Raw genomic sequence first — 24,029 nt, forward strand, 5'->3', positions numbered from 1 at the left:
ATGAACGAAGCCAGCATCCTAACGCACTTGAGCCAATCGCTTATCCTTTTCATGATCTGGGTTCTGCCGCCGCTGCTCGCAGCTCTCATCTCAGGATTGATCATTGGCCTCATCCAGGCGGCAACCCAGCTCCAGGATCAAACCTTGCCGCTGACGGTCAAGCTTCTGGTCGTCGTCGCCGTGCTCGCCGGGTTTTCTCCCGTGCTCAGCGCTCCACTCATCGACCAAGCCGAGCACATCTTCAGCGAATTTCCTGCACTCACCGCAAGATATTAGCGGAGCTTGGATGGCCGGCCTGTCACCCACAGATGCGCAAGCTGTCGTCCAGGGCGCGATCGAGCTCGTCGCCGCAACCGGTCTGAGCGCGGCCCGCGCCCTAGGCATCATGTTAGTGCTTCCCGTCTTTACCCGGCCGCGCATCAGCGGCCTGATTCGGGGAAGCCTGACGATTGCGATCGGCCTGCCATGCCTCGCGCAGGTCAAACTCGGCCTGCCAGCACTGGACCCGAACACGCGTCTGGTCAGCGTCACCATGCTTGGGCTGAAGGAGGTATTTGTCGGTCTTGTGCTCGGCATCCTGCTCAGTATTCCACTATGGAGTATCCAGGCAGTCGGCGACATCATCGATACCCAACGAGGAATTTCAAGCCAGGTTGCGGGCGAGGATCCCGCGACGCACAGCCAAGCGTCCGGAACGGGGCTTTTTCTCGGCATTACCGCGGTTACGATCTTCGTTCTGGTCGGCGGCCTTCAGACAATGGTGAAGAGCCTTTATGGTAGCTATCTGGTCTGGCCCGTTTATCAGTTCCTGCCTGCGGTGACGTCGCAAGGGGCAATGGAATGTCTGGCCCTTCTCGATCATATCATGCTGACGACGCTGCTGGTCGCCGGACCGGTGCTGGCCCTGCTGCTGCTTGTCGATATCTCGGTCATGATGCTCGGCCGTTTCGCATCTCAGCTCAAGCTGAACGATCTCTCCCCGATGATCAAGAATGTCGCTTTCGGCGTCATCATGGTCAGCTACACCGTCTATCTGCTGGAATACGCGGGAGCTGAAATCTTGAACTCGAGCAACATGCTCGAGTATCTGAAGAAGCTCTTGAAATGAGCGGTACGAGTGAGGAGAAAAAGCTTCCTCCGACGCCCAAGAAGCTGCGGGATGCGCGCAAGAAGGGGCAGAGCGCGCGCAGCTCCGATCTGGTGAGCGGCGTCAGCGCCTGTGCCGGTTTCGGCTGCCTGTGGTGGCGAGCGGGTGCGATCGAGGACAAGTGGCAAGAAACGGTCCGACTGGTCGATAAACTGGAGGAGCAGCCGTTCACAAGTGCGGTGCCACAAGCGCTCAGCGGCTTGCTAGAGCTTTCGATTGCAACTGTCGCGCCGTTGCTCGCCGCTGCCGTGACAGCAGCTCTTCTGGCCAATGTCCTGGCCAATGGCGGCTTCATGTTTGCTTCGGAGCCGCTCAAGCCGAAGCTCGAGAAACTGGATCCCATCAAAGGCTTGAAACGCATCGCCTCTAAACGTTCGGCCATCGAGCTTGGCAAGACGCTGGCTAAAGTGGTTTTGCTTGGTGCGACCTTCTTTCTCATCGTGACCGCGAGCTGGAAGGCCCTCGTGTACCTGCCGGTCTGCGGCATGGGCTGTTTTGGCTTCGTCTTCACCGAGGTTAAACTGCTGACCGGGATTGCCGCTGGAGCTTTTCTGGTCGGCGGATTGGCTGACCTACTAATCCAGCGCTGGTTGTTTATGCAGGACATGCGTATGACGGAAACGGAGGCCAAGCGAGAGAACAAGGAACAGCAAGGCAATCCGCAGGTGAAGCGTGAGCACCGGCGTCTGCGGCAAGAGTCGGCCAACGAGGCTCCGCTCGGCATCAGTCGGGCCACCTTGATCTTGCGGGGATCGGCTACGTTGATTGGGCTGCGCTATGTTCGCGGCGAGACCGGCGTGCCGGTCGTGGTCTGCCGTGGCGAGGGCGAAGCTGCTTCACAGCTGCTTGGTGAGGCGCGCGCGCTGCGCCTCAACATTGTGGATGACGATGTCCTGGCACGTCAGCTGCTCGGGAAAGCACGGCTCGGCAACCCGGTTCCCTCGCAATATTTCGAGTCGGTCGCAAAGGCACTCTATGCCGCTGGGCTGGTCTAGATCATCCTGTCCTGACGCTGCGATCCGCAACGTGCGCTCGATGGAGGTGGTTCTTGCGATTAAACAGATCCAGCCGCATGCCCATACCGCTTTGCTGGATACTCATCAGGTGCAATCCTGGCTTATGCAATTGCCGAGCCGTTACTGAGTATTGATGAACTTGTGTCATTCATGGCGATGTTAGTCTACCTGCGGCTTCTTCAAACGCATCACCGAAGAATTTGGCGCGAAAAAGTGTTTTGGATCGTTGTGGAATCTTGCGGGATGAATGTCGCGAGGTTGTGGAAGCGACACCGAACAATGTTCCGTCTCTGAGTTGCTTGAAAAGGCGCAGCAAATAGAAGCGTTAGCTCCAGATCACGATCTTTACAGTGACGTTTCGATGTATCAAAGGGCCGCGCAATGGTGAGCCATCCAGAAAACCGCCGAGTGCTGGCTCGAGCCATTTCAATGGCCTTAATCGGGACTCTTGAATAGACCCAATCTTTCTCCGCAGCCTCAGGGTTCGAAGGTTAGTCTCGAACCCCAAATATGCCACAACACAGTAAGCGGCTCGGTTTCCAAGTTGGGAAGCGGCTCCGATTTAGGCTTAATAGCATTGCGGCCTCAGTAGGAGCATTTGCTGTAGCTATCGAGGCACCCTGTCATTGGCTGGATGACGCCTTCGCGCAACCGTCCGCAGGGCATCCGGCGATGGTGACGGCTACTGGATTTGGTAGGTTTGTTGTCTCCCCGTCCTGAGCTAGTGGCTTTGACAGATGGGCCTCGCGCACAGGGTGCGCGCCGGGATAGGAGAAACTCGATGCGATTGACCGCGCTGCGCCGTACCTTTATTGCAGCGATCCTGTTTGCCTGTGGGGGAGTAGGCAGCGCGGGGGCCGACGATTCGCCGCTGCCCGTCCAAGTCATGACGCCGGCCGGCCAGAACGCCGGCGCCGGCCAAACTCCTAGTATGCCGTCGGCCGCCGAGCAGCATCGGCTGCCGCCGGATTCCAGCACCAGACAAAGGCTTGAGCTTCCTGGCAGGACGCTCTCTTTCCTCGCGACGGCCGGCTCGATCCGTCTATTCGACGACAAGGGCGAGCCGCAGGCCGACATCGTCTATACGTCCTATCAGCTTGACGGCACCGATCGCGGCACCCGCCCGGTAACATTCTTCTTCAACGGCGGACCGGGCTCATCATCGGCCTGGCTGCAGCTCGGCAATGCCGGACCGTGGCGGTTACCGATCAATGCGGACGAGGTCACGCCATCGACCTTTCCGGAGGCGAGTCCAAACGCGGAAACTTGGCTCGATTTCACTGATCTAGTGTTTCTCGACCCCGTAGGTACCGGCTATAGCCGATTCGTGGGTACCGGCGATGATGTACGCAAGCGGCTCTATTCCGTTGACGGCGACGCCAATGCGCTCGCACTGGTGATCCGCCGCTGGCTCGAAAAGCATGACCGACTATTGTCGCCGAAGTACATCGCGGGCGAAAGCTATGGTGGCATTCGCGGCCCAAAGATTGTCCACCAGTTGCAGATGCGGCAGGGCATAGGCGTTAAGGGTCTCATCATGATCTCGCCAGTGTTCGACTCCAGCGTCCGCGCGGGTCTGTTGCGATACGTCGCGGCGCTGCCAAGCTATGCCGCAACCTTCCGTGAAGCTAAGGGGCCGGTCAAGCGAGCCGATCTCGCTGAGATGGAGGCTTATGCACGCGGCGAATTTCTTGTCGATCTTATGAAAGGCCAGCAGGACAGGGAAGCGACCACACGTCTGGCCGACAAGGTCGCGGCGCTGACCGGCATCGATCAAGCGGTCAGTCGTAGGCTCGCGGGCCGCGTCGAACTCGCCGAGTTCCGCCGTGAGTTCGATCGTAAGAACGGCAAGCTAATCGGCAATTATGATGCCTCGGTGCGTGGCCTCGATCCGTACCCGGACTCCGGTTTCCACGTTTCCGGCGATGCCTCGAGTGATACGCTGCTAGCACCTCTGACTAGCGCCACTGTCGATCTCCTTACGCGCAAGCTTAACTGGCGGCCGGACGGCTCCTATGAGCTGGTCAACGGTTCGGTCAGGCAGGCTTGGGATTTCGGCCGCAGCCCTCCGGAGTCGGTTTCGCAGCTGCGCCAGATCCTTGCAACGGACCGAAAGTTGAAGCTGCTGGTCGGGCACGGCCTGTTTGACCTCGTCACGCCTTATCTCGGATCACAGATCGTGCTCGACCAATTGCCGCCATTTGCCTCGGCACCGCGCATCAAACTTATAGTCTATCCGGGCGGCCACATGTTCTATTCACGAGACACCTCGCGCCAAGCTTTTCGTGCAGAGGTCGAAGCGATGATGAAGTAGCGGCGATGGATTGGGCGTAAGGTCCGGTGCTAGGTGAGAGCCGGCCAATGCGCCTTTCGGCCTTGTGTCCGATAATGGGTTCGATGCGCCGAGCGCCGGCGCAGCTCGTGCTATGACACCGAAATCGTCGGGGAGATGGAGGCGCGCGGCTGCAGTTGCGCATCATGGCCGCCTCGCGGAAAACACCAGCAATCCGCAATGAGCCACCTGTGGCGAGCTGATATTGTAGCGGCAGCTTCGTTGCCGGATGTGCGCTGCAGCGCGCAGTCTATTTAGCTTCCGGCTATACATGATACAACCCAGGCGCGCAACGCGCCTGGGCAGCTTTTGGAGCATCTCGGCGCCTTCAACTTAGGGAGCTCACGGCGGCGCAACCGCTAGATCTCCTGCAGCCCTGGCTTCATCTATCGTGGCCAGAAAAGGTTTTTGCCCCGTCGGTGCCGAACTCCTTCATCAATTCCGCAGAACATTGTCATGAACGTCCAGGTCGCGGCCAGCTTGCGCTTACCGAGACCCCGAGACTAAGCGTGATCTCCTCCCCTTTCACCCGACTCCATTCCGCCTTCGGGTCGCCCGTTCCAAATGGAGCTAAAAGCCGCCACTTTCCACTTTCGAGAAAAAGAGTTCCACTTTAGGCAATGCTCAATTTGGGCTTCTCGCGACCATGCTCAAGGTTAAACCCGGCCAACTTGCAGCATCAACCGCGGATAGATCCCCACCCATTTTGGGGAGGTCTTTGCTACAACTTCTTCGGATATGCTGCTCCGGTGACCATAGTTTTCCAAGACAGAGCGAAACAAACATGACTCAACGCGTGGATCTCGGACCTGGCATGGTAAGCATTACCAGCGCCAAGAAACTTGCAAACCGTTCCGATCAGGGGCTTCTCAACGCCAGCGGCCAAAGAAATCCTTACGAGAATTACTCGTGCAACTACGCGACTCGGACCTGCATTCCTTCCCACAATGGCAACAGCGGCGGCGGATACACGTGACCTGAGCGTTTAAGTTCGACGACGGCCCGATGAACGTTCTCGCTCGATTGACTGGAGCTTCGACCGATCGACGCGCATGACCATGCACGAAAGCTCTCGCGCGATCCCCAAGTTACGATTTTCCGTAGGTCGACGGGGCGCAGCATCGCGGCGTCCAGTCCGCGTTGCCCTATCCCGACAATGGCGAATCGCTGCAGTGGTGCGCCGAGAGCCGTGAGGACACAAGAACATCAATGAACGCTAAGAACATGTGATAACTGCAATGGTGGTTTCTCACCCAACACGTGTTTTGAAAGAAGCCTATGCGGGACCGCTGAATGGGAGACGAGGTGATGATTAGCTGCCTGGTCTGAGCTCGACGCGCGACCCTCGCTAAGCTGCTCGTCGTGCCGGAACCCGGTTCAAAGGCAGCCATCGCCCGATGTTCGTGTCGAGCGCATGCGGTGACTTCTTCGGGCGTGCAATTTCACAAGCGTCCTCGTGTCATTTCTCTGAGTGGTTGCAGGTTGATGAAGCTTATCGACGGTAAGAACGTCGAAGCTTCCTCTAGGACAGGCGGGGCGGCTTCCAGATGCATCTTCTGGCCTGCAAGCGCATAAGCCGGCCAGGAAGATCTAGCAGGCTGTTGAAGAAGTCTCTGGCGGGATGGCAGTGGACGTGATTCTCTCGATAGTTGAATCGGGAGGCCATGATGCGGGGATCGGACGAGCGGTCTGGATCGCTCTTCAGTTACGTGGATCTTGAAGCGCGGGTTCGCCCGGATCACGCCTTACGGAAGATCCGGGAGATTGTGAACGCTGCGCTGGACGATCTATCGAAGGCATTTGCGGGGCTTTACACGGACTTTGGCCGACCCTCGATTGCACCGGAGAGGCTGCTTCGGGCGATGTTGTTGCAGGCGTTCTATGGCATCCGCTCGGAACGACAATTGATGGAGCGGCTGGAGTTCGACCTGTTGTTCCGCTGGTTTGTCGGTCTTGGCGTGGACGATCCGGTGTGGGACCACTCGACCTTTTCCAAGAACCGCGACCGGCTGCTAGAGGGTGAGATCGCCGCTAAGTTCCTCTCCGCGGTAATGGCTCAGCCGAAAGTGAAGCGGCTATTGTCGAGCGACCACTTCTCGGTGGACGGCACGCTGATTGAGGCGTGGGCTTCGATCAAGAGCTTCCGCAGAAGGGATGGAGGCGACAACGACAGTGGGGGGCCGGGACGTAACGCTGAGCGCAGCTTCCACAAGGAGAAGCGTTCAAACAAGACGCACCAAAGCAACCACCGATCCGGAGGCTCGGCTGTACAAGAAGGGCGATGGGCAGCCGGCCAAGCTCTGCTACATGGGGCATGCTCTGATGGAAAATCGCCATGGTTTGGCGGTCGGCGGCATTGTCAGCCAGGCCACCGGTACGGCCGAACGAGAGACAGCGCTGGCGTTGATTGATAATTGCCATCCCAGAGGCCGGCGGGTCACGCTCGGCGCGGACAAGGCTTATGACGTTACGCAGTTCGTGCACGACTTGAGAGAACGATCGGTGACGCCGCACATCGCAATCGACGGACACCTCAGCAAGACAGGCGTCCCGCGCAAGACGGCGGTCGATGCCCGCTCCACCCGCCATGCCGGCTACGAGATCAGCCAACGCTGCCGCAAGCGGATTGAGGAAGTGTTCGGATGGATCAAGAGTTCCGCCGGTCTGGCCAAGGTAAAGCTGCGAGGGCGCGAGCGTGTGGACGCCGTCTTTACGTTGGCGCTTGCCGCCTACAATCTGATCCGCCTGCCCAAGCTGCTGGCGGTGCAGCTATGAGCGTGCGGGGCAAATGGCGCGTCGTGGAAACGCCCGATCACGACATGGCCGGGTCGGGCTCTTACATCCTGTTCACAAACGACGGTGGCGAGTTCGCCCTGGATTGTCTCACCGGGGCAATATACGGCCGTTGCGAAGGCGATGCCGTCGAGTTCACATGGGATGGCAACGACGAGATGGAGCCCGCAAAAGGCCGTGGTTGGGCAGAAGAGCTCGCCGATGGCTCGCTCGAAGGTAAGATATGCCTCGAAGGCGGCGACGACATTCCTTTTATCGCCCGCCGATTGGCTACTTCTTCAACAGCCTGCTAGATCCAAGCATTGCCTACCAAGGAGCCTTGGTCCGAAGTGACCGTCAAGCTCAGTCGTTTGAGACAGGCGGAGGCTCGGCCGACGAACCTTCGGTGTAGCCATCCCGCTCCCATCAGAGGCCGTCGATGCCGTGCTCCCCCTTGCAATGTCGAGGCCAAACAGAGACCCGAAACGACATCATGACAGAAGAATTGGATATCAGTTTTGCGAACGCAAACATTCGTGCAAGCACTATCTGCACAATTGTACTCGGCTTTGCCGCCGATCCGTTGATGCGTTGGAGTTGGCCTGACCCAAGGCAATACCTTAGGAGCATGCCTCAGTTCATTGATGCCTGTGCCGGACGAGCATTTGCACATGGCACAGCCTACGTCGCTGGAGAGGTTCTTGGCGCGGCCCTGTGGCTGCCTCCCGACGTGCAGCAAGATGAGGAGGCTTTGGATCGAATTATGGCGCTATCCTTGCGCCCGGAGATCACCGAAGATATGGCACACTTGCGGAGGAGAATGGCCGAGCATCATCCCCGCGAGCCACATTGGTATCTGCCATTCATTGCTGTAGATCCGAACTGCGTCGGAAAAGGGGTTGGCACATTGTTGATGAGATACGCCCTTCAACAATGCGATGAGCAGGGCATAGCTGCCTACCTCGAAAGCTCGAACCCTGAAAATATTCCCTTTTACCAACGTCACGGCTTCAAGGTCGTTGGTGAGATACAACACGGTTCCTCGCCGCCGCTCACGCCAATGTTCCGAACGGCTTGTTGACCGGCAAGATGGGGATGCTTCGCACGCTTTAAAGTTTGCCGGAGCTATTCTCGCACAGACCCGGAACTGATGTCTAATTAAGCGCAGATTCCGCAAACAAAGGCCGGCCTGCCAGCTTTGCGGCTCTTTTCTATTATGCCCTCTAAGGCATTCCAGCGTGAGGGAGCTGCAGCCCTCAATTGGCACGGCGTTTGCTCTATCCAGACCGTAATCACCATAAGCAAGCCCTGATCTGGGAGAACTCGTTCCGCTTGTTGGCTCATGGCTCCGCAGGCTCAATCGGCAGTTGGTGAGCTGGTGGCCAGGCCTTTCGCAAGCAGCCGATCTTAGCGCGCTGGACGAGATCGATGTGAGTGAACGTGGCCGCCATCCACACAACGGGTGCGTACCTCCAAAAGCAGACCGGCACGTCCGATAGGCGGAGTGAGTAGCCATTTTCGAACTCGCCAGCGGAAAAGCGGTAATTGCTCGGCGCCACCTGCGCCTGCTCAAACGACCTGGTCGATATTCATCGGAACCGCCATCAGGAGCTGAGATCGAAGAGGTGCGGTCGATTGGTCATGGTGCCGACAGTGACCCGCAGCACCATCTGGCTCGACTGGTTTCGGCGTTGAGCTCACACGACGAGTTGGTTGTAGCGCTCGTACCGTCGCCTCCTCCGGTTAAGTCTAGTTGGCAATAACCTGACATGACCGCGTTCGATGAGGATGGCTTATGTCCGCGGGCAGACATTGAGGCGGCTCGCCCGATCTGCGCAAAGCATACGAACCGTTTCTTCACCAAAGTTGGCACGTCTGATGCTGAGAGCTGTGTGGAGTCAAATCCACTAAGTGGGGCCATTGCCACCGCGATGTCGCCGGCGCTTGACTTCATCGGACAAGGCGAATCGTATCGTACGCTCGCTGATACGCCCTTGCTGACGCCGCAAATGATGGCGTCTCTCACCGCGTTTATCGATCGAAGGCTACTTTTAGAGCTTGGCCGGTTTCCCATGGAGGGTCCATGTTGACTGTTTCTTCAAAACCTCTTTGCAAGGAGGAGCCTTCAGGCCGAAGGCGTCCTCCGTCACCAGACCCGCAATCATGCTGATTCGCCATGGTCCACTTTGGCACGAACATTCTTTCGACGAACAAAGCGCCGGAAATAAGTGCAAAGTGGGCGAGCAGCATCTCTGACCGCAGGATGCGTCGGAGCCCATTGCGGCCGCATTGGAACAGTAATGGCAGCCAGTGGGACCCACACTCGTTCGTGCGTTACCGGATCGCGTAACTGGGCGATCTTGTTCGTGCGGATGTCCAGCCACTCGAACGAACGACCATGGACGGCGACAAGTTGAGCCGGCCGCAGAGCAGCGAAATGATCCGGACAAGAGACCCTTATCATTCGAGCGCAACCTGAGATTGATCTTGTGCAGTCGGTTTAAGATGATGCCGCCCACTTGTTCAACTGCAGGAAGGAGGGACTTGACACTCGGCAGGTGACCACACGACCTTCTCGCCGCTTCGATCGAATCTCTGTAGCCGATTTCTAACTGAATTCTTTGCCCACCTTGGCTTGTTTGCATGCTTGGCCTGCGACTCCGACCTTCGTCAATTGAGGCCTGACGATTTTGCAAACGGCGGGCCTCTGGCGATCAGCTGACCCCACTACCTCTATTGGAGCCGGGCTGGTTGCTTACGCGACGAGCCCCTTGGCCGCGCTCTGGCTGGTGGTCCAGTTCGGTATCCTGCACCTGGTGATCTCAATCCGAAAAATCGTGCGCCGCGCCATTGGAATGCTATGGCGATCCCCAACGCCATCGCGCAACGATGCTGCCGCCCTGCGGATGCTGTTATTGCCAGCAGAACCGTAAAAACGAAGGCGCTGCGGCAAGCGCCATCGATGCTAGCAATGATTCGGGATTCGCTGATATCCATTCAGCGAAACTAACAAGCAGCATACTAGTACCAGCAAAGGAGGCAGACTGCCCTGCCGATCAGGAGACCAGGAGTCGCCCAGCCTATTAGTGTGGCCCGAGCGGCCGCTGATCGGATTGAGCGCTTGTGCTATGTACATCCCAAGGTTAGCGCCTCCAGCTGCCCGGGCCGGCGCTATACGAGCTGATTGCGGGACAGCTACCTGCAGCGATCCGTTCGGACGCACGCACAGGACGGGTCAAGAGGGGGGCCGTAATTCGGGGCGAAGGTGAGCTGAAGACAGAGGCACACGGCGCGTGGCTCTCGCCAGGATATTGGGTACACGCGCCGTGTGCGTTCCGCAAAGTGCTCACTTGGAACGACATCCGCTACCCGCAGGATGTCTGTGCACTTCGGGCAGCAATGGCATAGCTGGGCTAGCTGACGAGAAGCTGACGACCATATCCTCGGCAGCCGCTCTTGCTTTTGATCTGGCAAAGACATTGAAGAGGGGTTTACTGGAGGGATTGGCCCATGAAGCGACATGGAACGCCTCATGGCTTGCCCCGCTCACGGTTTGGTAAAGCGCGCTCGATCACCCCGAGGTTTGCGGGGTATCATTGCCTCCCGTCCCATCATGTAGAGCACAGCTTTATGTAGGTCTCGGGTGGGTAGGCAATGTTGCGCGCACGGATGAGAATGCGTTCGTGGCGCGACAACCGCCACATCATGTCTCGATTCCGAGCCGCTGGACCATGCCTAGCTACCACTGCCAATGTCCTTGGGGCCGTCGAGACTCTGATCGCTGTAAGCGCCTCTTGTACGTGTTCTGACGTCAAAACCTTTTGCACGTATCCCGCGATCTTGAACGGAGGCGAACTCGGCAAATCGAGCGGCTTGGTTACATCATCGCTCTTGAAGAGTCGCCCTCTCTGGAGATGATGCGCCCACGTCAGGGAGGCAGAGTCTCCGGTGGGTGCACAAAGGCCATCAGGTCTTGACGCGGTTCATGTCTCGGCCTCACTCACAAACACTCTGGCGCGCAGCTCGAGGGGCTATATCAATTCGTTAGCATGATATGGTGATGCTTAGAGAGCATATTGAAGAATCGGGCATTCGCATTTTGCGGCGACAAGCAGAAGCCAGGGCGAGAACAGCGCAGCCGAGTCGCGCACATGGATCAAGTCAAGACCGGCGCTGACCGCCGATCCAAACGCGAGGCTGTACTGCAAGGGAAAAGGCAAGGCGACGAAAGAGTGCTTCATCGGGCACGGTCTGATGGAGCAACCGCTAATGCCTATGGTCGACGCCTGCCTCACATTGGCCGGTGGGCATGACGAACCGGTGGTCGCGTTGCACATGATCGCGTCGCGTGCCCACCAGCCGACAGCGATCACGCTTGGCGCCGACAATGGCTACGCCCTCCAAAAAGGTTAGTGAACGAACTTCGCTCGATGAACGTGACGCCGCATATTGCGCAGAATACCAGCGGCCGCAGCTCTGCGGTTAGGGGATATCTCGACTTAAATGTCCCGAGTCAAGTTCGCGATGTCACCATGGCGAAGAGGCCAACCTCAAAGCGATATGAGATATCTCATCAGCCTGCGGGGAGGAACCATACACAAGCAAATACAGTCCGGCCACTTTGCGAGAGAACTGCTCTCTCTGACGAGACGGCATAACTGTCGATGCGCCAGTCGAGACACTGTCGGGCAAGCACGCCGATCTCGACCGCGACCATGTTGAGTCAACTGGTATGCTTCGGGGCGTGGTGGAACTCCAAACCTAGCAAGGCCTAGATGATGCGCGCAATCTTGTTGGCGAGTGCCACGGATGCGACGATGATCGGTCGTCTTTGCAGGCCGAATCCAGAGCGGGGCATTCAAGCCTCGTCAAGCAACTTGATGATCAAGGTCGCACCAACGATCAGCAACGTCAGAAGTCGCCGATTCCCGCCCTTTGATATCGCCCCAAGCCGCTGCGTTTGGATGCCGACAACGAAAACCTCGTCCCCCGTAGTGGGCCGATTGTCAGTTCGGCAACAAAATGTCACCAAGTGGACGATACGTAGGGTCAGAAAAAGCGAAAAATCAGCGATCTTCAATTCGGCACGCCGCTTGCCTTGTTCACGGCGTCGGCACCGATCGCTAGTGAGCCCCGAGATGGTTGGCGACTTGAGCAAAGGCACGGAGACTGGCTGTGTCGCGAACTGACGTAGAGCGATTCGTCAACGATCTGGGGAACGAGGATGGTCTGCTTGAACGCGTAAAACCAACTGCTACCGGCCTTGCATCGATTGTCGCGATCGGAAAGAGCCTCGGCTACAGCTTCACACTTGATGAAGCCAAAAGTTGCATCCGAGCTCGACAGAAGTTGACGACTAAACGGCTCGCCGGTGGCACTTTTTATTCGAGTGATACGATCTCGACCGGCGCTGTGCAGGCCGTTGCGGAGGTGGCCACGAGCGGCGCGCAAGCCGCGGAGGCGGCCTCTGACCGCGCCACGGCAGTTGAGCCCGTTGCAGTTGTTGTGGTTGTTATTGTTGCGGTCGCGGCCGAGGTCTGACATGCCTTCGCTATGACCGCGTCGGCTGGTTGCTCAAGGAGGCGATGAAGTGCGATGAGAACATGAAGTAAGCTTCGTCAAATGACACACGCTGCCGCCGAGCACTACCGACAGATTTTTGACCGGCGCACCCCGGAGCAACTGCGCACGCTGTCGCACGTCAAGCGCTTCATGGAGCGGTTAGTCGGTGACGTGGAGTTCCGCAGGGCGCTTGCGGAGGCAATCGCCACCCCTCGGGCGGTAACAGAGCGGTACGGCATCAAAGTGGATCCAATGGAGGTGCTGCCGCTCTGGCGCGGTGGCTACCAACAATACCGCTTCAAGCCGGAGTCTGCGCCGTGGCCACTGGCTGTGATGTGGGATGAGTATCTCCGCGAGATGATGCGTCATCGCGACCTCTTGCGCGACGAGGGCGAGATGTCAACGATCAATCCTCGCTTTCATGCTTGGCGCGAGCGGCAAATCCGGCGCTGCAATGACCAATTGGGCGTGTCGGCGGCGTCGCTCACGCACCCCATCATCGCTTTCGAGCTAAGCGAAGGCTGCACCGTCGGTTGTTGGTTCTGTGGCCTCTCGGCCGATCGCTTCAAAGGCTATTACGACTATAGCAAAGAGCATGCAGCGCTTTGGCGGGGCGTGCTTGGTGTCGCGAGCGAAATGTTTGGTTCGGCAGTCCGCACGGGCTTCTGCTACTGGGCCACAGATCCTATGGACAACCCACACTACGACCGCTTTCTGTTCGACTACTATCAGATTACGGGCGCGTTACCGCAAACAACAACGGCAGCCCCCCTCAAGGATCAGGCACTCACCAGGCGCGTGCTCGGGCTCTTCAATCTATATCGCACGACGACGAATCGTTTCTCCGTGCTGAGCACGGCACATCTCAATCAGATTCACACCGCGTTTTCGCCTGAGGAGTTGCTAGGAGTCGAACTCATCCTGCAGGGCAACGAGGCGCTGACGGCAAAGGCCATGGCCGGGCGCGCACGCGAGCGGAAGGAGAAGCTCAGGGGCGCTAACAAGGACGGTGCAATCGCCTTTCTGGAACGCAATCACACGACGATCGCCTGCGTTTCCGGCTTCCTCGTAAATATGCGGCAGGGGCGCTTACGACTGGTGACGCCGGTGCCGGGTAGCGACCGCTGGCCTCTCGGGTACCGCATCCTGGGCGAACGCGTCTTCAGCTCGCCTGACGGTTTCCGGGACGGGCTGCAGAGCATGATCGAACAGCATATGCTCGAGAGTCCAGCCCATGACCGGCCGATCAGCTTCCGCAAGGATCTACAATACAAGGCAGGGAACGGGTGCTTTCATCTTCGCTCACGCAACATGGAACACCGCGTGCTCGACGACATCGCCCCGATTTCCGTTGGCCGTTTGATCGCGGACGGCAACTGCACAATGTCGGAGCTGGTTATTCGGGTCGCAGCTGACGGAACAACCCTCCTTGGGGTCGCCGACTTGCTCGATCAGCTGTACATGGCCGGGCTGATCGAAGAAGACCTCGACGACCGCTTCATCTGGCAGACCGGTGACTGGATGACGAGCCGCATCGAAGGAGTCAAACACACGGGCTCCCGCACGGGTGCAGATGGTGCCGATTCGCATTGAGGTACTACTTAGCCTCAAGCAACGGCAGCATCCCACCATCCAGCAGTGCTGAGCGCGGTGACAAGCCGCTCCGCATCCACGGTCCGTGGCTTCGTGGCGTGCACAACCGACGTGGCCACAGAAGCCCAGCGGACTTCCGCGCTTGCGGCTTCGAGCCAAAGCCCTCATTTGCGTGCATCAGCGGTGCACGACTGGGACGCACGCTGTTAAGTCAAGAATGGTTTGCCCCGCCCAGTGGTCAATCAAATGGTTCTGCCAGACGACGGTGCCGCTGGTTCCAGAGAGGTCGTGGCTTTTCGTGGCGCGCCACTGCAACTTGCACTGGCGGTGATCCCTGGTAGCGGACGGCGACGCACCTGAAACTTTGATAGGTCCATGTGAATGACGACGTCAATCCGTTCATCGATGATGAAAAACAGCGAGTCCCACTCGAGCGTGGCGCCGCTCAATATCAAGAGCGGAGCCGCATGTAGCCAATTATTCACCGCTCGGCTCCAGCACTCTCTGCTTGTTCATGCCGTCCAGTCGCCGGGCAACGAACGTGACGCGGAAATCGTAGCTCGAAGCGGGCTGCCCACTGGCCGAATTAGCCGACTTCGTGTTCACGGCTCCAGTCAGGAGTCGCGCAGGAGTTCACTTTGCCGTCCGGCGCATGAGACTATGGCAGGGCGAACGCACCTGTGCGCACATCATGAATAACGTGGTATGATTATGAGTATCGATGTGCCAATCGTCCTAGTCAACATGCCTGTGTCGGCGGTCGAAAGGCCGTCGCTGGCGCTTGGTCTGCTGAAATCAGCGCTGACCCAGGCTGGACTGCAATCCACCATAGCATATGCCAACATCTGGTTTTTAGAATACATAGGCATCGCCGACTATGGACCTCTTGAGAATTGCCCGCCAGAGGAGGCACTGGTTGATTGGCTGTTCGCGGGCATTGCTTTTCCCGACTTCGAACCCGAACAAAACGCCTTCCTCGACCTCTATTTCGAGCGCAACCCGATACCCGCCGGCAAAGGTATGGCCGAGCGTCGCGCGAATTTCCTCAGGCTGCGCTCGCTTATCGGCGGGTTTATCGACTGGACGGCTGACAAGATACTGCAGAAGCGGCCGGCTATGGTCGGGTGCAGCTCGACCTTCACCCAGCATGTCCCCTCGCTCGCGTTGCTGCGCCGGCTGAGCGAGCGCTCACCTGATCTTGTCACCCTCATGGGTGGAGCAAACTGCGGGTCGGTTATGGGGCGGAGCACTCACGCGCGTTTCCCATGGGTCGACTATGTCGTATCGGGCGAGGCCGACGCACTGATCGGCCCGCTGTGTTGGGATATCCTCAATCGCGGCAGAGACATTCCGCCTGCTGACCTGCCGTTTGGCGTTTTCGGTCCGACGCATCGCGAGGCCGGCTATCCCGCGGCGTCGACGCGCGACTTAGTGCCCCGCGCAGTGATCGAGAACATGCGTGACCTGCCGCTGCCGGATTTCTCGGACTATTTTGCGGAGGTCGAGGCATCGCTCTACGCCGATCGCATCCATGCCGGGCTGCCGATGGAGTTCTCTCGCGGCTGCTGGTGGGGAGAGCGCAGTCATTGCATGTTTTGCGGGCTGAACGGCGGATCGATGACCTACCGCCAGAAGCCCGCGGGGCAGGCTGCAGCGGAGATGATTGAGATGTCGGCGCGCTACGGCTCGTCGCGCATCGAAGCTGTGGACAATATTATGGCCATTGACTACCTTGAAAAGGCGCTGCCTCACCTCACCGCGCTACCCGAGAAGCTCGCGATCTTCTTTGAGGTCAAAGCTAACCTGAGGCGCCACGAAGTGGAGAAGCTGGCTGCCGCCGGCGTCCGCTGGATTCAACCGGGTATTGAGAGCCTGGATACTCGTGTTTTGAAGCTGATGCGCAAAGGAACGACCTCAGCGCACAATGTTCAGCTCTTGAAGTGGTGCCGTCAGTACGGCGTGCGGGTCAGTTGGAGCCTATTGTGGGGCTTTCCCGGCGAGAGTGATGCATGGTATGCGGAAATGGCCTCTTGGTTGCCGTTGCTGCATCATCTGCAGCCGGGACCTGCGGTACGCTTGCGATACCAGCGCTACAGCCCCTATCATTACACAGCCGAGAAACATGGACTGAAGCTGCTCCCGGCCGCCCCCTATCGCTACGTGTATCCGCTGTCGGAGCGCGATCTCTCGGATCAGGTATACTACTTCGAAGACAGCGAAGACAACCATGTCGGCGGCCATTTCACAGCCCGCGACGCCAACCGCCGCCCGGGGCTAAGTGCCGTCGCCAAGGGCATCGATGCCTGGCTGAAAGCCTGGTGCGGGCCGACTTTCTCTATGCTGTCGATGCAGGACAACGGCGACGAAATCATAGTCGAGGACACGCGAGCCATAGCAGTCGAGCGCGAACACCGCGTCAGAGGCCTCGAGCGAGAAATTCTTCTGGCCGCGGACGAAGGCTCGCCTGAAACCCGCCTGCGCGAACGGCCGGGCGCGGCGAATGTAATGCAGGGCGAGATTGAGGCGGCGATAGCTGACATGATCGCCCGCAAGCTGATCGTACGACTTGACGCGCGGCTGGTTGGACTCGCGTTATGGCATCCATATACGCCAATCCTTCCCCCGACTGCGTTCCCCGGTGGCTATCTCGACCGACGCTCCACGCCAGTGGACCCCCCGCGCGAATAAGGAAAACTGTGGTATGCACTTCGCAGGGCCACACCCGTCGCCTGTCTCCTTTGCTTGGTGCTCGCGCCAGTCTTGTCGCATTGTTCGCCCGCATCGTTGAGCACAATCAACGGCGCCGAGCCCCAAGCTCCAGCATATATGGTTTGAGATAATTGGCCGAAGCGGCGGCGATAATCGCGCCAACCCTAGTGAAGCCGATGAAGTTTATGCGACGTACGGTGGGATGGGCATGATCGCCTAACGACGGGGCCAGCGTCGGCGCGCGCGTTCGCGAGAAAGTTGACCACTCCGGCGGGAAGGCCCGCCGCCACTTTGATGCGAGCAGGCGGCAATCAGATTTCCTAACGGTCGTTCCAACATCGTCGAATTCCGCGCCGCGTTCGATAGCTTAAAGATGCGCTGCGAATTGCATCGCTCGATCCTCGTAAACTACTTCATTGGGCGAAAAAGAGAAATCACAACGAACCTCAGATCTTTGACACAGGTTGCAGCTGCCAAAGCGTCGTGTAGTTTATCGGTCGCTCGAACGTTGCGCCTTTGGCGACATATGGCTTGCCCGCGTCCAGCATTGGCTGGAATCGATCCAACTGCTTCGCCGCGTCCAGATCGACCCATAGACTTACATTCGTGAGCGACGATGTCGTCTCGACTGCACCAATATTAGATGCAGGCAACCCGAGCATCGTTTCGATGCCGGGGCGAAGCACCTTCTCGTCCTCGATCATCATTTGCCGCATTTCCAAATCTATCCGGCGGACACTGCCAGATTTAGTTGCCCTGGCCGCCCAAGAAATGGATGGTGGCCAGCGAGCAATTTCGACTATCACCCTTCTTTTTGTTGTTTGCTCCGTTGCCTGCGCTTTGACGCTCTCGGAAACCCGTCTTGCGGAGTTGCACAATGAGTCCCATGGCAAGCCTTCTCACCCTTGTAGTTGGCCAGCGCTTCGACCAACAGCGACATGGTGTGCTGTTTCAGTTCGTCGGGGATAGGCTCAGGACCGCCTAGCGAGTTCAACGCCACCTCGACCAATTCGATTGCGCGATCCTTGTTGCCGCTCTCATAATAATACTGAGCGACCGCCCCATAGGACGGGTACTTGAAGCCACCGTCCCCTTGCGGAGGATTCAGCGCAAGAATGTGTTCGGACAACTCTTTGCCCATCGCAAGGCGCTCGGCAGACGGGAAGTGGGAGTTGTCATTCGCCGGATCAAAGAGTTGGCGCAGCGCCCCTTCCATCCACTGCTCATCGTTTTTGTCGATCGCGTCGCGAGCGAATTGCCTCAGAACCGGCAAGCCGGTCTGCAAGTTGCGCAGTTTGTGAAGCAACATATCCGCATGGAGCGAGCGGAAGTGGAGATCGTCCGGCATCACCGCGACGGCCTCTTCGACCGCCGAAACCGCCTTTGCCCAATCCTCCGCCTCCATCGCCGGCCGAAGCTTGGCGAGAATGGGCTCAGTCAGCGTCCTTTCGCGCATTTCGCGTCGTCCGCTGTCGATCCGCTCTGTATCGGCGGCTTTGGCTTCATCGCTGGTCCGCCAGCTGCCGTTAAGAAGTTTCGGCAAGACGTCATCGAGCTGCATTGGATGACCGATAAAGGCGATGTGGCCGTCACGGTCAACGACGAACGAGGTGGGAATCCCGACAGAAAAGCTGGAGTCCATCCAAAGCTTGATCATTTCGCCTGTGGAGTCGAACCCGATCCGATAGTTCAGGTTTGAGAACTTGTCGGTCAACCACGCGTCCAACCTTGTTCGGGCCTCGTCCGCCGTTGGAGCCTGTTCGCAAGCTGCGACGCCGAGCAGCTCAAGTCCGCTGTCTTTGTATTTCTCTTGCAGCTCTACTAGATGAGGCATCACTGCCGCACATGGTCCGCACCAAGTTGCCCAAAATTCAACGATGTACATCTTCCCGGGCTGGAAGCTCGTGAGGGGCTCGCCGCGCAGCCAGTTCTCTACCTTGATCGGAGGAGCTGGGGACTCCATGCGCAGCACCATGTTGCTCTCCAAAACTATTGCCACTCGTTGCGCGACTTTGTGCGCTAGCCTGTCTCTCTCAGAAACGGAGCACATGGGTTCAAGAGAAGGAGAGCATCACTCGTTTTGCGCATCTGGTGTGCGCTCAGCCCTCACTCCGTGTTTCTGCATCCCAATAGCAACAGGCGTGCCAGCTCGGTCAGCACGCATCAAGCGCCTGATTACTCTTTGAAAACTCCAAGGCGCCCCAAAAGCAGCCGGTGTTTTGAACCTGACGGACTTTGTCCCGTGTCAGAACTTGGACACGACTCGCGCGCTTCGCGCCACCAGAAAAGCTGGTTTGTGAGCCACCGAATGGAGCCTGCTGACCCCTTTCCCCGCCCGGCAGGATGAGAGAAGAGCTTGATGCAGATCGGAATCGAAATAACCAAGGCAGAGGACCCGCGACGGGTTTGTGGTCGATGACGACGGAATCATTCCGCAGTGCGTTGCGGCTAGGGACGCGCCCGACGACTAGGCGCGTCCCAAGTTACTGGAGCGCGAGCCGCGGATCGGTGCGCCTTAAAACTGCCATTGCTCGCCATCGCGTCAAGCGTTTCCTGCACCACAAACTGGTACTCCAATCAATTTTGCTGTTCAGCCGCGTGAATCGCGGCCGGACAGGAGTTTTCGCGGATGTTCGAACAAGGCTGCCGCCTGAAGCGAGCGGCCCGCTGGTCATAGACATGCCAGAGAACAATGGTGTGCTGAGCGGTTGGAGGTGGCGTTCGATTCGAAAATGGACCACCGAGAACAAGAAAATCGTGCTTGGCACGGCAGCCCTCATCGCGCAAGGACGGACTAAGCTAACTTGCTCGAACTGTGAATGCGAATACTTGCAGACCGTTTGGGAAGCGCCCGACCGCCAAGTCCGCTAATGTTCATCAAAGTCCATCTCCGATGCAGGCGACAATGTGTTCGCTATGGTGGTGAAATCTGCTGTCCCGTCTTTCTGAATACGCACAAGCATCTAGGCGGCGCCCGGACAGATCAGCGAGGGCGAATAGGTTCGGTTCTTGGGTCAGGACCTCCCTCGGCCGCGAAGCTTCCGAGCGCGTCTTGACTGCTGATGGCACGGTCGTTGCTATTGAGATGCAACGATATCTTGTGAAGCCGCGTGCATTCAGACACCCAGGCCAAACCATGCTTTTGTTGGTTTAGACCGATGTGCTCTTTGCAGAGCATCGAGCGGGCGGCAGCTGCCATACTCGCTCGATAGGGTATTCCATTGATCGGATGGGACGACGATGAGGCAAAGCAGCTGCCGAGCGCGGTACCGACTCGAGACTGGAAATGAGTGGCCTCCTAGCCATAACGGCGCGACGCCAAACGACCGACGTGGACGCAACGATCGCTGATCTGCGGTCATGGGAACACCCGCACGATATGGAAGCTTGCGATATGCTCTTGCACATTCCCCTGGCGTGCCGTCGCTACGCCTAAGTCACGCTCCTGGACACGCCTCATCGTAGGCTCTGTCGCTTCCGCCGTCAGCGCCGATAGCATCGGACAGGCGGTTACGCTTTCCCTGCAGCCTCCAGAATGATTGATGACGGCTTTCTAGAGCACGCGCACGCCACGTGGAATTTCTGGACGGGATCGAGTGGTGCGGGTGAACAATATCGGCCTCGTTCTCGATGAGAGCAAAACCAATCGCTGCCACCATGTGGCCGGCAATGAGGGGCGGCTCGATCGTGACACACAGAGCCGCGCCATTTAGCGGCGTGGTGACGACGCTCAAGCGCAAGGTGTTGCACAGTGAGTCCGGACACGCGCCCAAACCCGCCTATCGGAGCGGCTGCACATTCCGTGTTGTCGTTCCCGCCGCGTCCGGCGCTACCGTGCCTGCTCCATCTTCTCCGTTGCTCTTGTTGCGCGGGGCGGAGGTAGCGTAGTTGGCAAGAGGAATGGCGGCGCGATCGCCATTACTCGTGATGACAGACCGATTGTCCAGCAAGTCGAGCGGATCGTTCACCATGACTGCCAGGTTGTTTCTGGTCGAGCAGCCAAGCGTCGAGTCGAATGAATTGTCGTTCACGGCAGGTCCCACAATCAAAAGCGACGGACAGATCGGAATATGGGCTTCAAAGGTAATCGCCTCGATCCTCACGCCGGAACGGGGCGGTAAATCGACGGGGGAAGCGGACAGGCGGATGTTATAAGGAGCAACGCCCATGGCGCGGGCCTCGTGCGCCACTTGGGCGATGAGCCTGGGGGAGCCCGTGACATCCACATGGAGTGCATCCCGCCGGCCGCCGCTGACGTTCGCGATAAAGCTCCGCAGCTGAAGCTTTTCGGAGCCACGAAGGCTCTGCAGGAACAAGACACGTTTGTTCTGCTCGACCTGTATTGCTGGTTCAGCCGGCCCGAGATGGATCGAGGCACTATTTGCGCAGCCACCCAATGTTACCCCAATAGCGATCAAGTGACACAAATATCGCAAGGTCATTTGACGATCCTCATTCGATGATAAAGCCGGCGCTGCCGGTCAATCCTGGTGCGCTGGCGCGAGGCGCATCGCGGTTTCGCGGCGGCCGGGCCACCGTGTTCGTCAAAATCCGCCCCGCATCTGAGGGCGGTGAGATGCGGTCGCTTGGCGCACTCATCCTGTTCGGATTCGATCCGGGGCGCACGATGTAGGGCGTGACAATAATGACAAGCTCGGTTTCACGTTTTTGAAACGATGAGGAGCGAAAAAGCGCACCCAGAATCGGCACATCGCCGAGCCAGGGAAACTCGCCGATATCAGTGTTGAAGTTGCGCCTGATAAGGCCGCCGATTGCAAAGCTCTGACCGCTGGCGAGCTCGACCACTGTGCTCGCCCGCCGAGTCGAGAGGGCAGGGACCGCCATGCCATTGATTTTGACTTCGCCTTCGCTCGACAGTTCGCTGACTTCGGGCTTCACACGGACATTGATCTGATTGTTGTTGAGCACGGTCGGGACGAATTCCAGGCTCACGCCGAACTGCCGGAATTGGACCGAAACCTGTCGATTATCTTGCATGACCGGAATCGGAAATTCCCCGCCGGCGAGGAAGCTTGCGGCTTCGCCGGACATCGCCGTCAGATTCGGCTCAGCCAGGATTGAGGCGAGGTGCTCGCTCGCGAGAGCGTCGAGAACAGCGCTGAGGTTGGTATTGCCGGCGCTAAACCCGATCCCGATCTTGCCGCCGCCGCCGGCCGCGCCGGACCCGCCGCCTTTGCCGGTGAGAAGGAAAGCGCCGTTTGGGCCGGAGGCGGTGAAGTTGATATTGAGATCCTTGACGGCGCTGCGGGAAACTTCTGCCACCCGTACGCTGAGATTCACCTGCAATGAGCCAGCGACCTGGATCTTGTTGACAACCAGCGCGCCCGCCCCAAGAAACTGCTCAGTGACCTTCCTGGCGGTCTCGACGACATCGGCATTGGGCGCCGTACCGCTAAGGATCGCGCCGCGCGGGGTATAGCTGATCTGAATCGGATAGTCGCCGACCTCGGCCTTCAGCGTGGCCCGCAGATCCTCGATCGGTTGGGTGACGACAACACGCAGCTCAGCGAGAGCCTCTCCCTTGTCGTTCAGGGCGAACAGGCTCGTCCGTCCGGACTTTTTGCCAAACACGAAAATCGTGGTGTTCGACGGCGCCTGATAATCCGCAATCGCCGGGTCGGCAATAAAAATGCTCGCAGCCGGTCCGGTCAGATGAACTGTCTTGCCCTGTGAGGAGGTAAGGTTGAGTGTGCCGGTGATGCTGCCGGGTGCCGCACGTGGCGGTTCTCCTTTGCCATCCCGCTTTGTCTGAGCTGTGGCAGCAAGCGGAAACAGCAGAGCGACTACGCATAGGACGTAGCAGAGTCGGGGAAAAGCGGCATAATGCGAGCCGCTGGCGACCATCGACGGCTGATCAGCGCCGGCGGCATTGTTAACGACGTTCAAGGGAGTGTTGCTTTCAAGTTCGATCGGCTAGGCAGCCGATGCTGCGCCAATGAGTTCAAGGGTGTAACCGACACCGCGCGCGGTCTTGATCCTGAGCGTTGCACCCGCCTGGCTCAAATGCGTGCGTAAGCGATAAATCCCGACTTCCAGCGCATTGGTCGAGACCTCGTCGTCAAATGCATACAAGCTATCTTCGAGCGATGCGCGCGGCACGGTACGGCCCGCGCGGTTGAGCAGATGTTCAAGAATGCACACTTCGCGGCGTGCAATTCGGAGGATTCGACCACCGACCGAGACTTGTCGCGAGATCGGATCGAAATGCAGATTCCCGAATGTCACCACCGGCGCCGTCATTTGCGTTGACCGTCGCAAAATAGCTCGCATGCGGGCAATGAGTTCGTCGATAGACACGGGCTTGGGCAGAAAATCATCCGCGCCCGCATTGAAAATCGCAATCCGCCTTCTGAGATCGTTGAGACTGCTCATCATCACGGCCGGCATTGACCGTCCCTCGCGCCGCAGCTGCTTCAGCCAGTCCAATCCGTCTCCATCGGGCAAATCCGATTCGAGCAGGACCATGTGGTAGTTCGCGCAATCGAGCGCGGCCGCCGCATCATCCAGCGTACGTGTCACGTCGACGGCAAAGCCGCAATCTAAGAGCGCTTCCTTCACGTCGCGGGCAAAGTCCGCATGATGATCAACCAGGAGAATTCGCATTTCATCGCCTCTCGTCCACTCACGCCAAGACCTGAGCGCGTCACGATCGACCATGGGGCTCGATGGAACTGAGAGGCGGCTGGATTAGTGTGAATTTGAACAGCCCGAAACGAGAGGGCGGAACATGTTGACAGGCGATCAATATCTGCGGGTCCATTGTCATCGGATGGACCACGGACCGCTGCGGACTGCTTACGGCGCCGGCGCCGCTCAACGTGCGCCGCGTGCCAGCAAGAGATCTGATTTTGTTTAAAAGGCCGAAGGCCGCCGCAGC

Annotated in this window: 16 protein-coding genes and 2 pseudogenes; 13 read left to right on the top strand and 5 right to left on the bottom strand. The window is 58.5% G+C overall.

Annotation, left to right across the window (positions count from 1 at the left end; all coding sequences use genetic code 11):
* The 13 genes and pseudogenes from ACNJX8_RS08550 (at nt 1) to ACNJX8_RS08610 (ending at nt 17,110) form a co-directional block, all read left to right on the top strand.
* Nucleotides 1–276, top strand: coding sequence for an EscS/YscS/HrcS family type III secretion system export apparatus protein (locus ACNJX8_RS08550; RefSeq protein ID WP_439360243.1), 276 nt, complete (start codon nt 1–3; stop codon nt 274–276).
* Between the two features lie 10 nt (nt 277–286).
* Complete coding sequence (gene sctT / locus ACNJX8_RS08555; RefSeq protein WP_439360244.1) at nt 287–1,108, top strand: type III secretion system export apparatus subunit SctT; 822 nt, start codon at nt 287–289, stop codon at nt 1,106–1,108.
* On the top strand, nt 1,105–2,142 hold the full coding sequence (locus ACNJX8_RS08560) for an EscU/YscU/HrcU family type III secretion system export apparatus switch protein (protein WP_439360245.1): 1,038 nt from the start codon (nt 1,105–1,107) through the stop codon (nt 2,140–2,142). The genes sctT and ACNJX8_RS08560 overlap by 4 nt, the downstream gene beginning before the upstream one ends.
* Nucleotides 2,143–2,944: 802 nt before the next feature.
* Nucleotides 2,945–4,477: a S10 family peptidase gene (locus tag ACNJX8_RS08565; RefSeq protein WP_439360246.1), complete on the top strand. Its 1,533-nt coding sequence runs from the start codon at nt 2,945–2,947 to the stop codon at nt 4,475–4,477.
* A 1,685-nt stretch (nt 4,478–6,162) separates the two neighbouring features.
* A pseudogene (locus ACNJX8_RS08570) lies at nt 6,163–7,270 on the top strand (IS5 family transposase).
* Nucleotides 7,267–7,581 carry a hypothetical protein gene (locus ACNJX8_RS08575; RefSeq protein ID WP_128931407.1) on the top strand — a complete coding sequence of 105 codons (315 nt, stop codon included), beginning with the start codon at nt 7,267–7,269 and terminating at the stop codon, nt 7,579–7,581. The pseudogene ACNJX8_RS08570 and the gene ACNJX8_RS08575 overlap by 4 nt, the downstream one beginning before the upstream one ends.
* Before the next feature lie 179 nt (nt 7,582–7,760).
* On the top strand, nt 7,761–8,348 hold the full coding sequence (locus tag ACNJX8_RS08580; protein ID WP_439360247.1) for a GNAT family N-acetyltransferase: 588 nt from the start codon (nt 7,761–7,763) through the stop codon (nt 8,346–8,348).
* A 688-nt stretch (nt 8,349–9,036) separates the two neighbouring features.
* A complete protein-coding gene (locus ACNJX8_RS08585) occupies nt 9,037–9,357 on the top strand; it encodes a hypothetical protein (RefSeq protein WP_439360248.1) in 321 nt (106 codons plus the stop codon).
* A 681-nt stretch (nt 9,358–10,038) separates the two neighbouring features.
* Nucleotides 10,039–10,200, top strand: a complete 162-nt coding sequence (locus ACNJX8_RS08590; protein ID WP_439360249.1) for a hypothetical protein — start codon at nt 10,039–10,041, stop codon at nt 10,198–10,200.
* A gap of 1,237 nt (nt 10,201–11,437) precedes the next feature.
* Nucleotides 11,438–11,757 (top strand): annotated as a pseudogene (locus ACNJX8_RS08595) (IS5/IS1182 family transposase); the annotation flags it as partial.
* A gap of 685 nt (nt 11,758–12,442) precedes the next feature.
* A complete protein-coding gene (locus ACNJX8_RS08600; protein ID WP_439360250.1) occupies nt 12,443–12,808 on the top strand; it encodes a Nif11-like leader peptide family natural product precursor in 366 nt (121 codons plus the stop codon).
* A gap of 81 nt (nt 12,809–12,889) precedes the next feature.
* Entirely contained in the window at nt 12,890–14,422 is a 1,533-nt protein-coding gene (locus ACNJX8_RS08605; RefSeq protein ID WP_439360251.1) for a radical SAM family RiPP maturation amino acid epimerase, read from the top strand.
* A gap of 705 nt (nt 14,423–15,127) precedes the next feature.
* Nucleotides 15,128–17,110, top strand: coding sequence for a RiPP maturation radical SAM C-methyltransferase (locus ACNJX8_RS08610; protein ID WP_439360252.1), 1,983 nt, complete (start codon nt 15,128–15,130; stop codon nt 17,108–17,110).
* A 467-nt stretch (nt 17,111–17,577) separates the two neighbouring features.
* On the opposite strand, the gene ACNJX8_RS08615 is transcribed toward ACNJX8_RS08610, so the two are convergent.
* The 5 genes from ACNJX8_RS08615 to ACNJX8_RS08635 all read right to left on the bottom strand — a co-directional run bounded on the left by ACNJX8_RS08615 (nt 17,578) and on the right by ACNJX8_RS08635 (nt 23,755).
* Nucleotides 17,578–17,838 (bottom strand): hypothetical protein, encoded by a 261-nt coding sequence (locus ACNJX8_RS08615; RefSeq protein ID WP_439360253.1) that lies wholly within the window; start codon nt 17,836–17,838, stop codon nt 17,578–17,580.
* Nucleotides 17,839–17,933: 95 nt separating this feature from the next.
* Nucleotides 17,934–19,106, bottom strand: coding sequence for a TlpA disulfide reductase family protein (locus tag ACNJX8_RS08620; RefSeq protein ID WP_439360254.1), 1,173 nt, complete (start codon nt 19,104–19,106; stop codon nt 17,934–17,936).
* Nucleotides 19,107–20,910: 1,804 nt separating this feature from the next.
* Complete coding sequence (locus tag ACNJX8_RS08625; RefSeq protein ID WP_439360255.1) at nt 20,911–21,573, bottom strand: CpaD family pilus assembly lipoprotein; 663 nt, start codon at nt 21,571–21,573, stop codon at nt 20,911–20,913.
* A 10-nt stretch (nt 21,574–21,583) separates the two neighbouring features.
* Nucleotides 21,584–23,038 carry a type II and III secretion system protein family protein gene (locus tag ACNJX8_RS08630; protein WP_439360256.1) on the bottom strand — a complete coding sequence of 485 codons (1,455 nt, stop codon included), beginning with the start codon at nt 23,036–23,038 and terminating at the stop codon, nt 21,584–21,586.
* Nucleotides 23,039–23,065: 27 nt separating this feature from the next.
* Entirely contained in the window at nt 23,066–23,755 is a 690-nt protein-coding gene (locus tag ACNJX8_RS08635) for a response regulator (RefSeq protein WP_128943647.1), read from the bottom strand.
* Between the last annotated feature and the right edge of the window lie 274 nt (nt 23,756–24,029).

The sequence above is a fragment of the Bradyrhizobium sp. SPXBL-04 genome, assembly GCF_051853035.1.
Classification (GTDB): domain Bacteria; phylum Pseudomonadota; class Alphaproteobacteria; order Rhizobiales; family Xanthobacteraceae; genus Bradyrhizobium; species Bradyrhizobium zhanjiangense.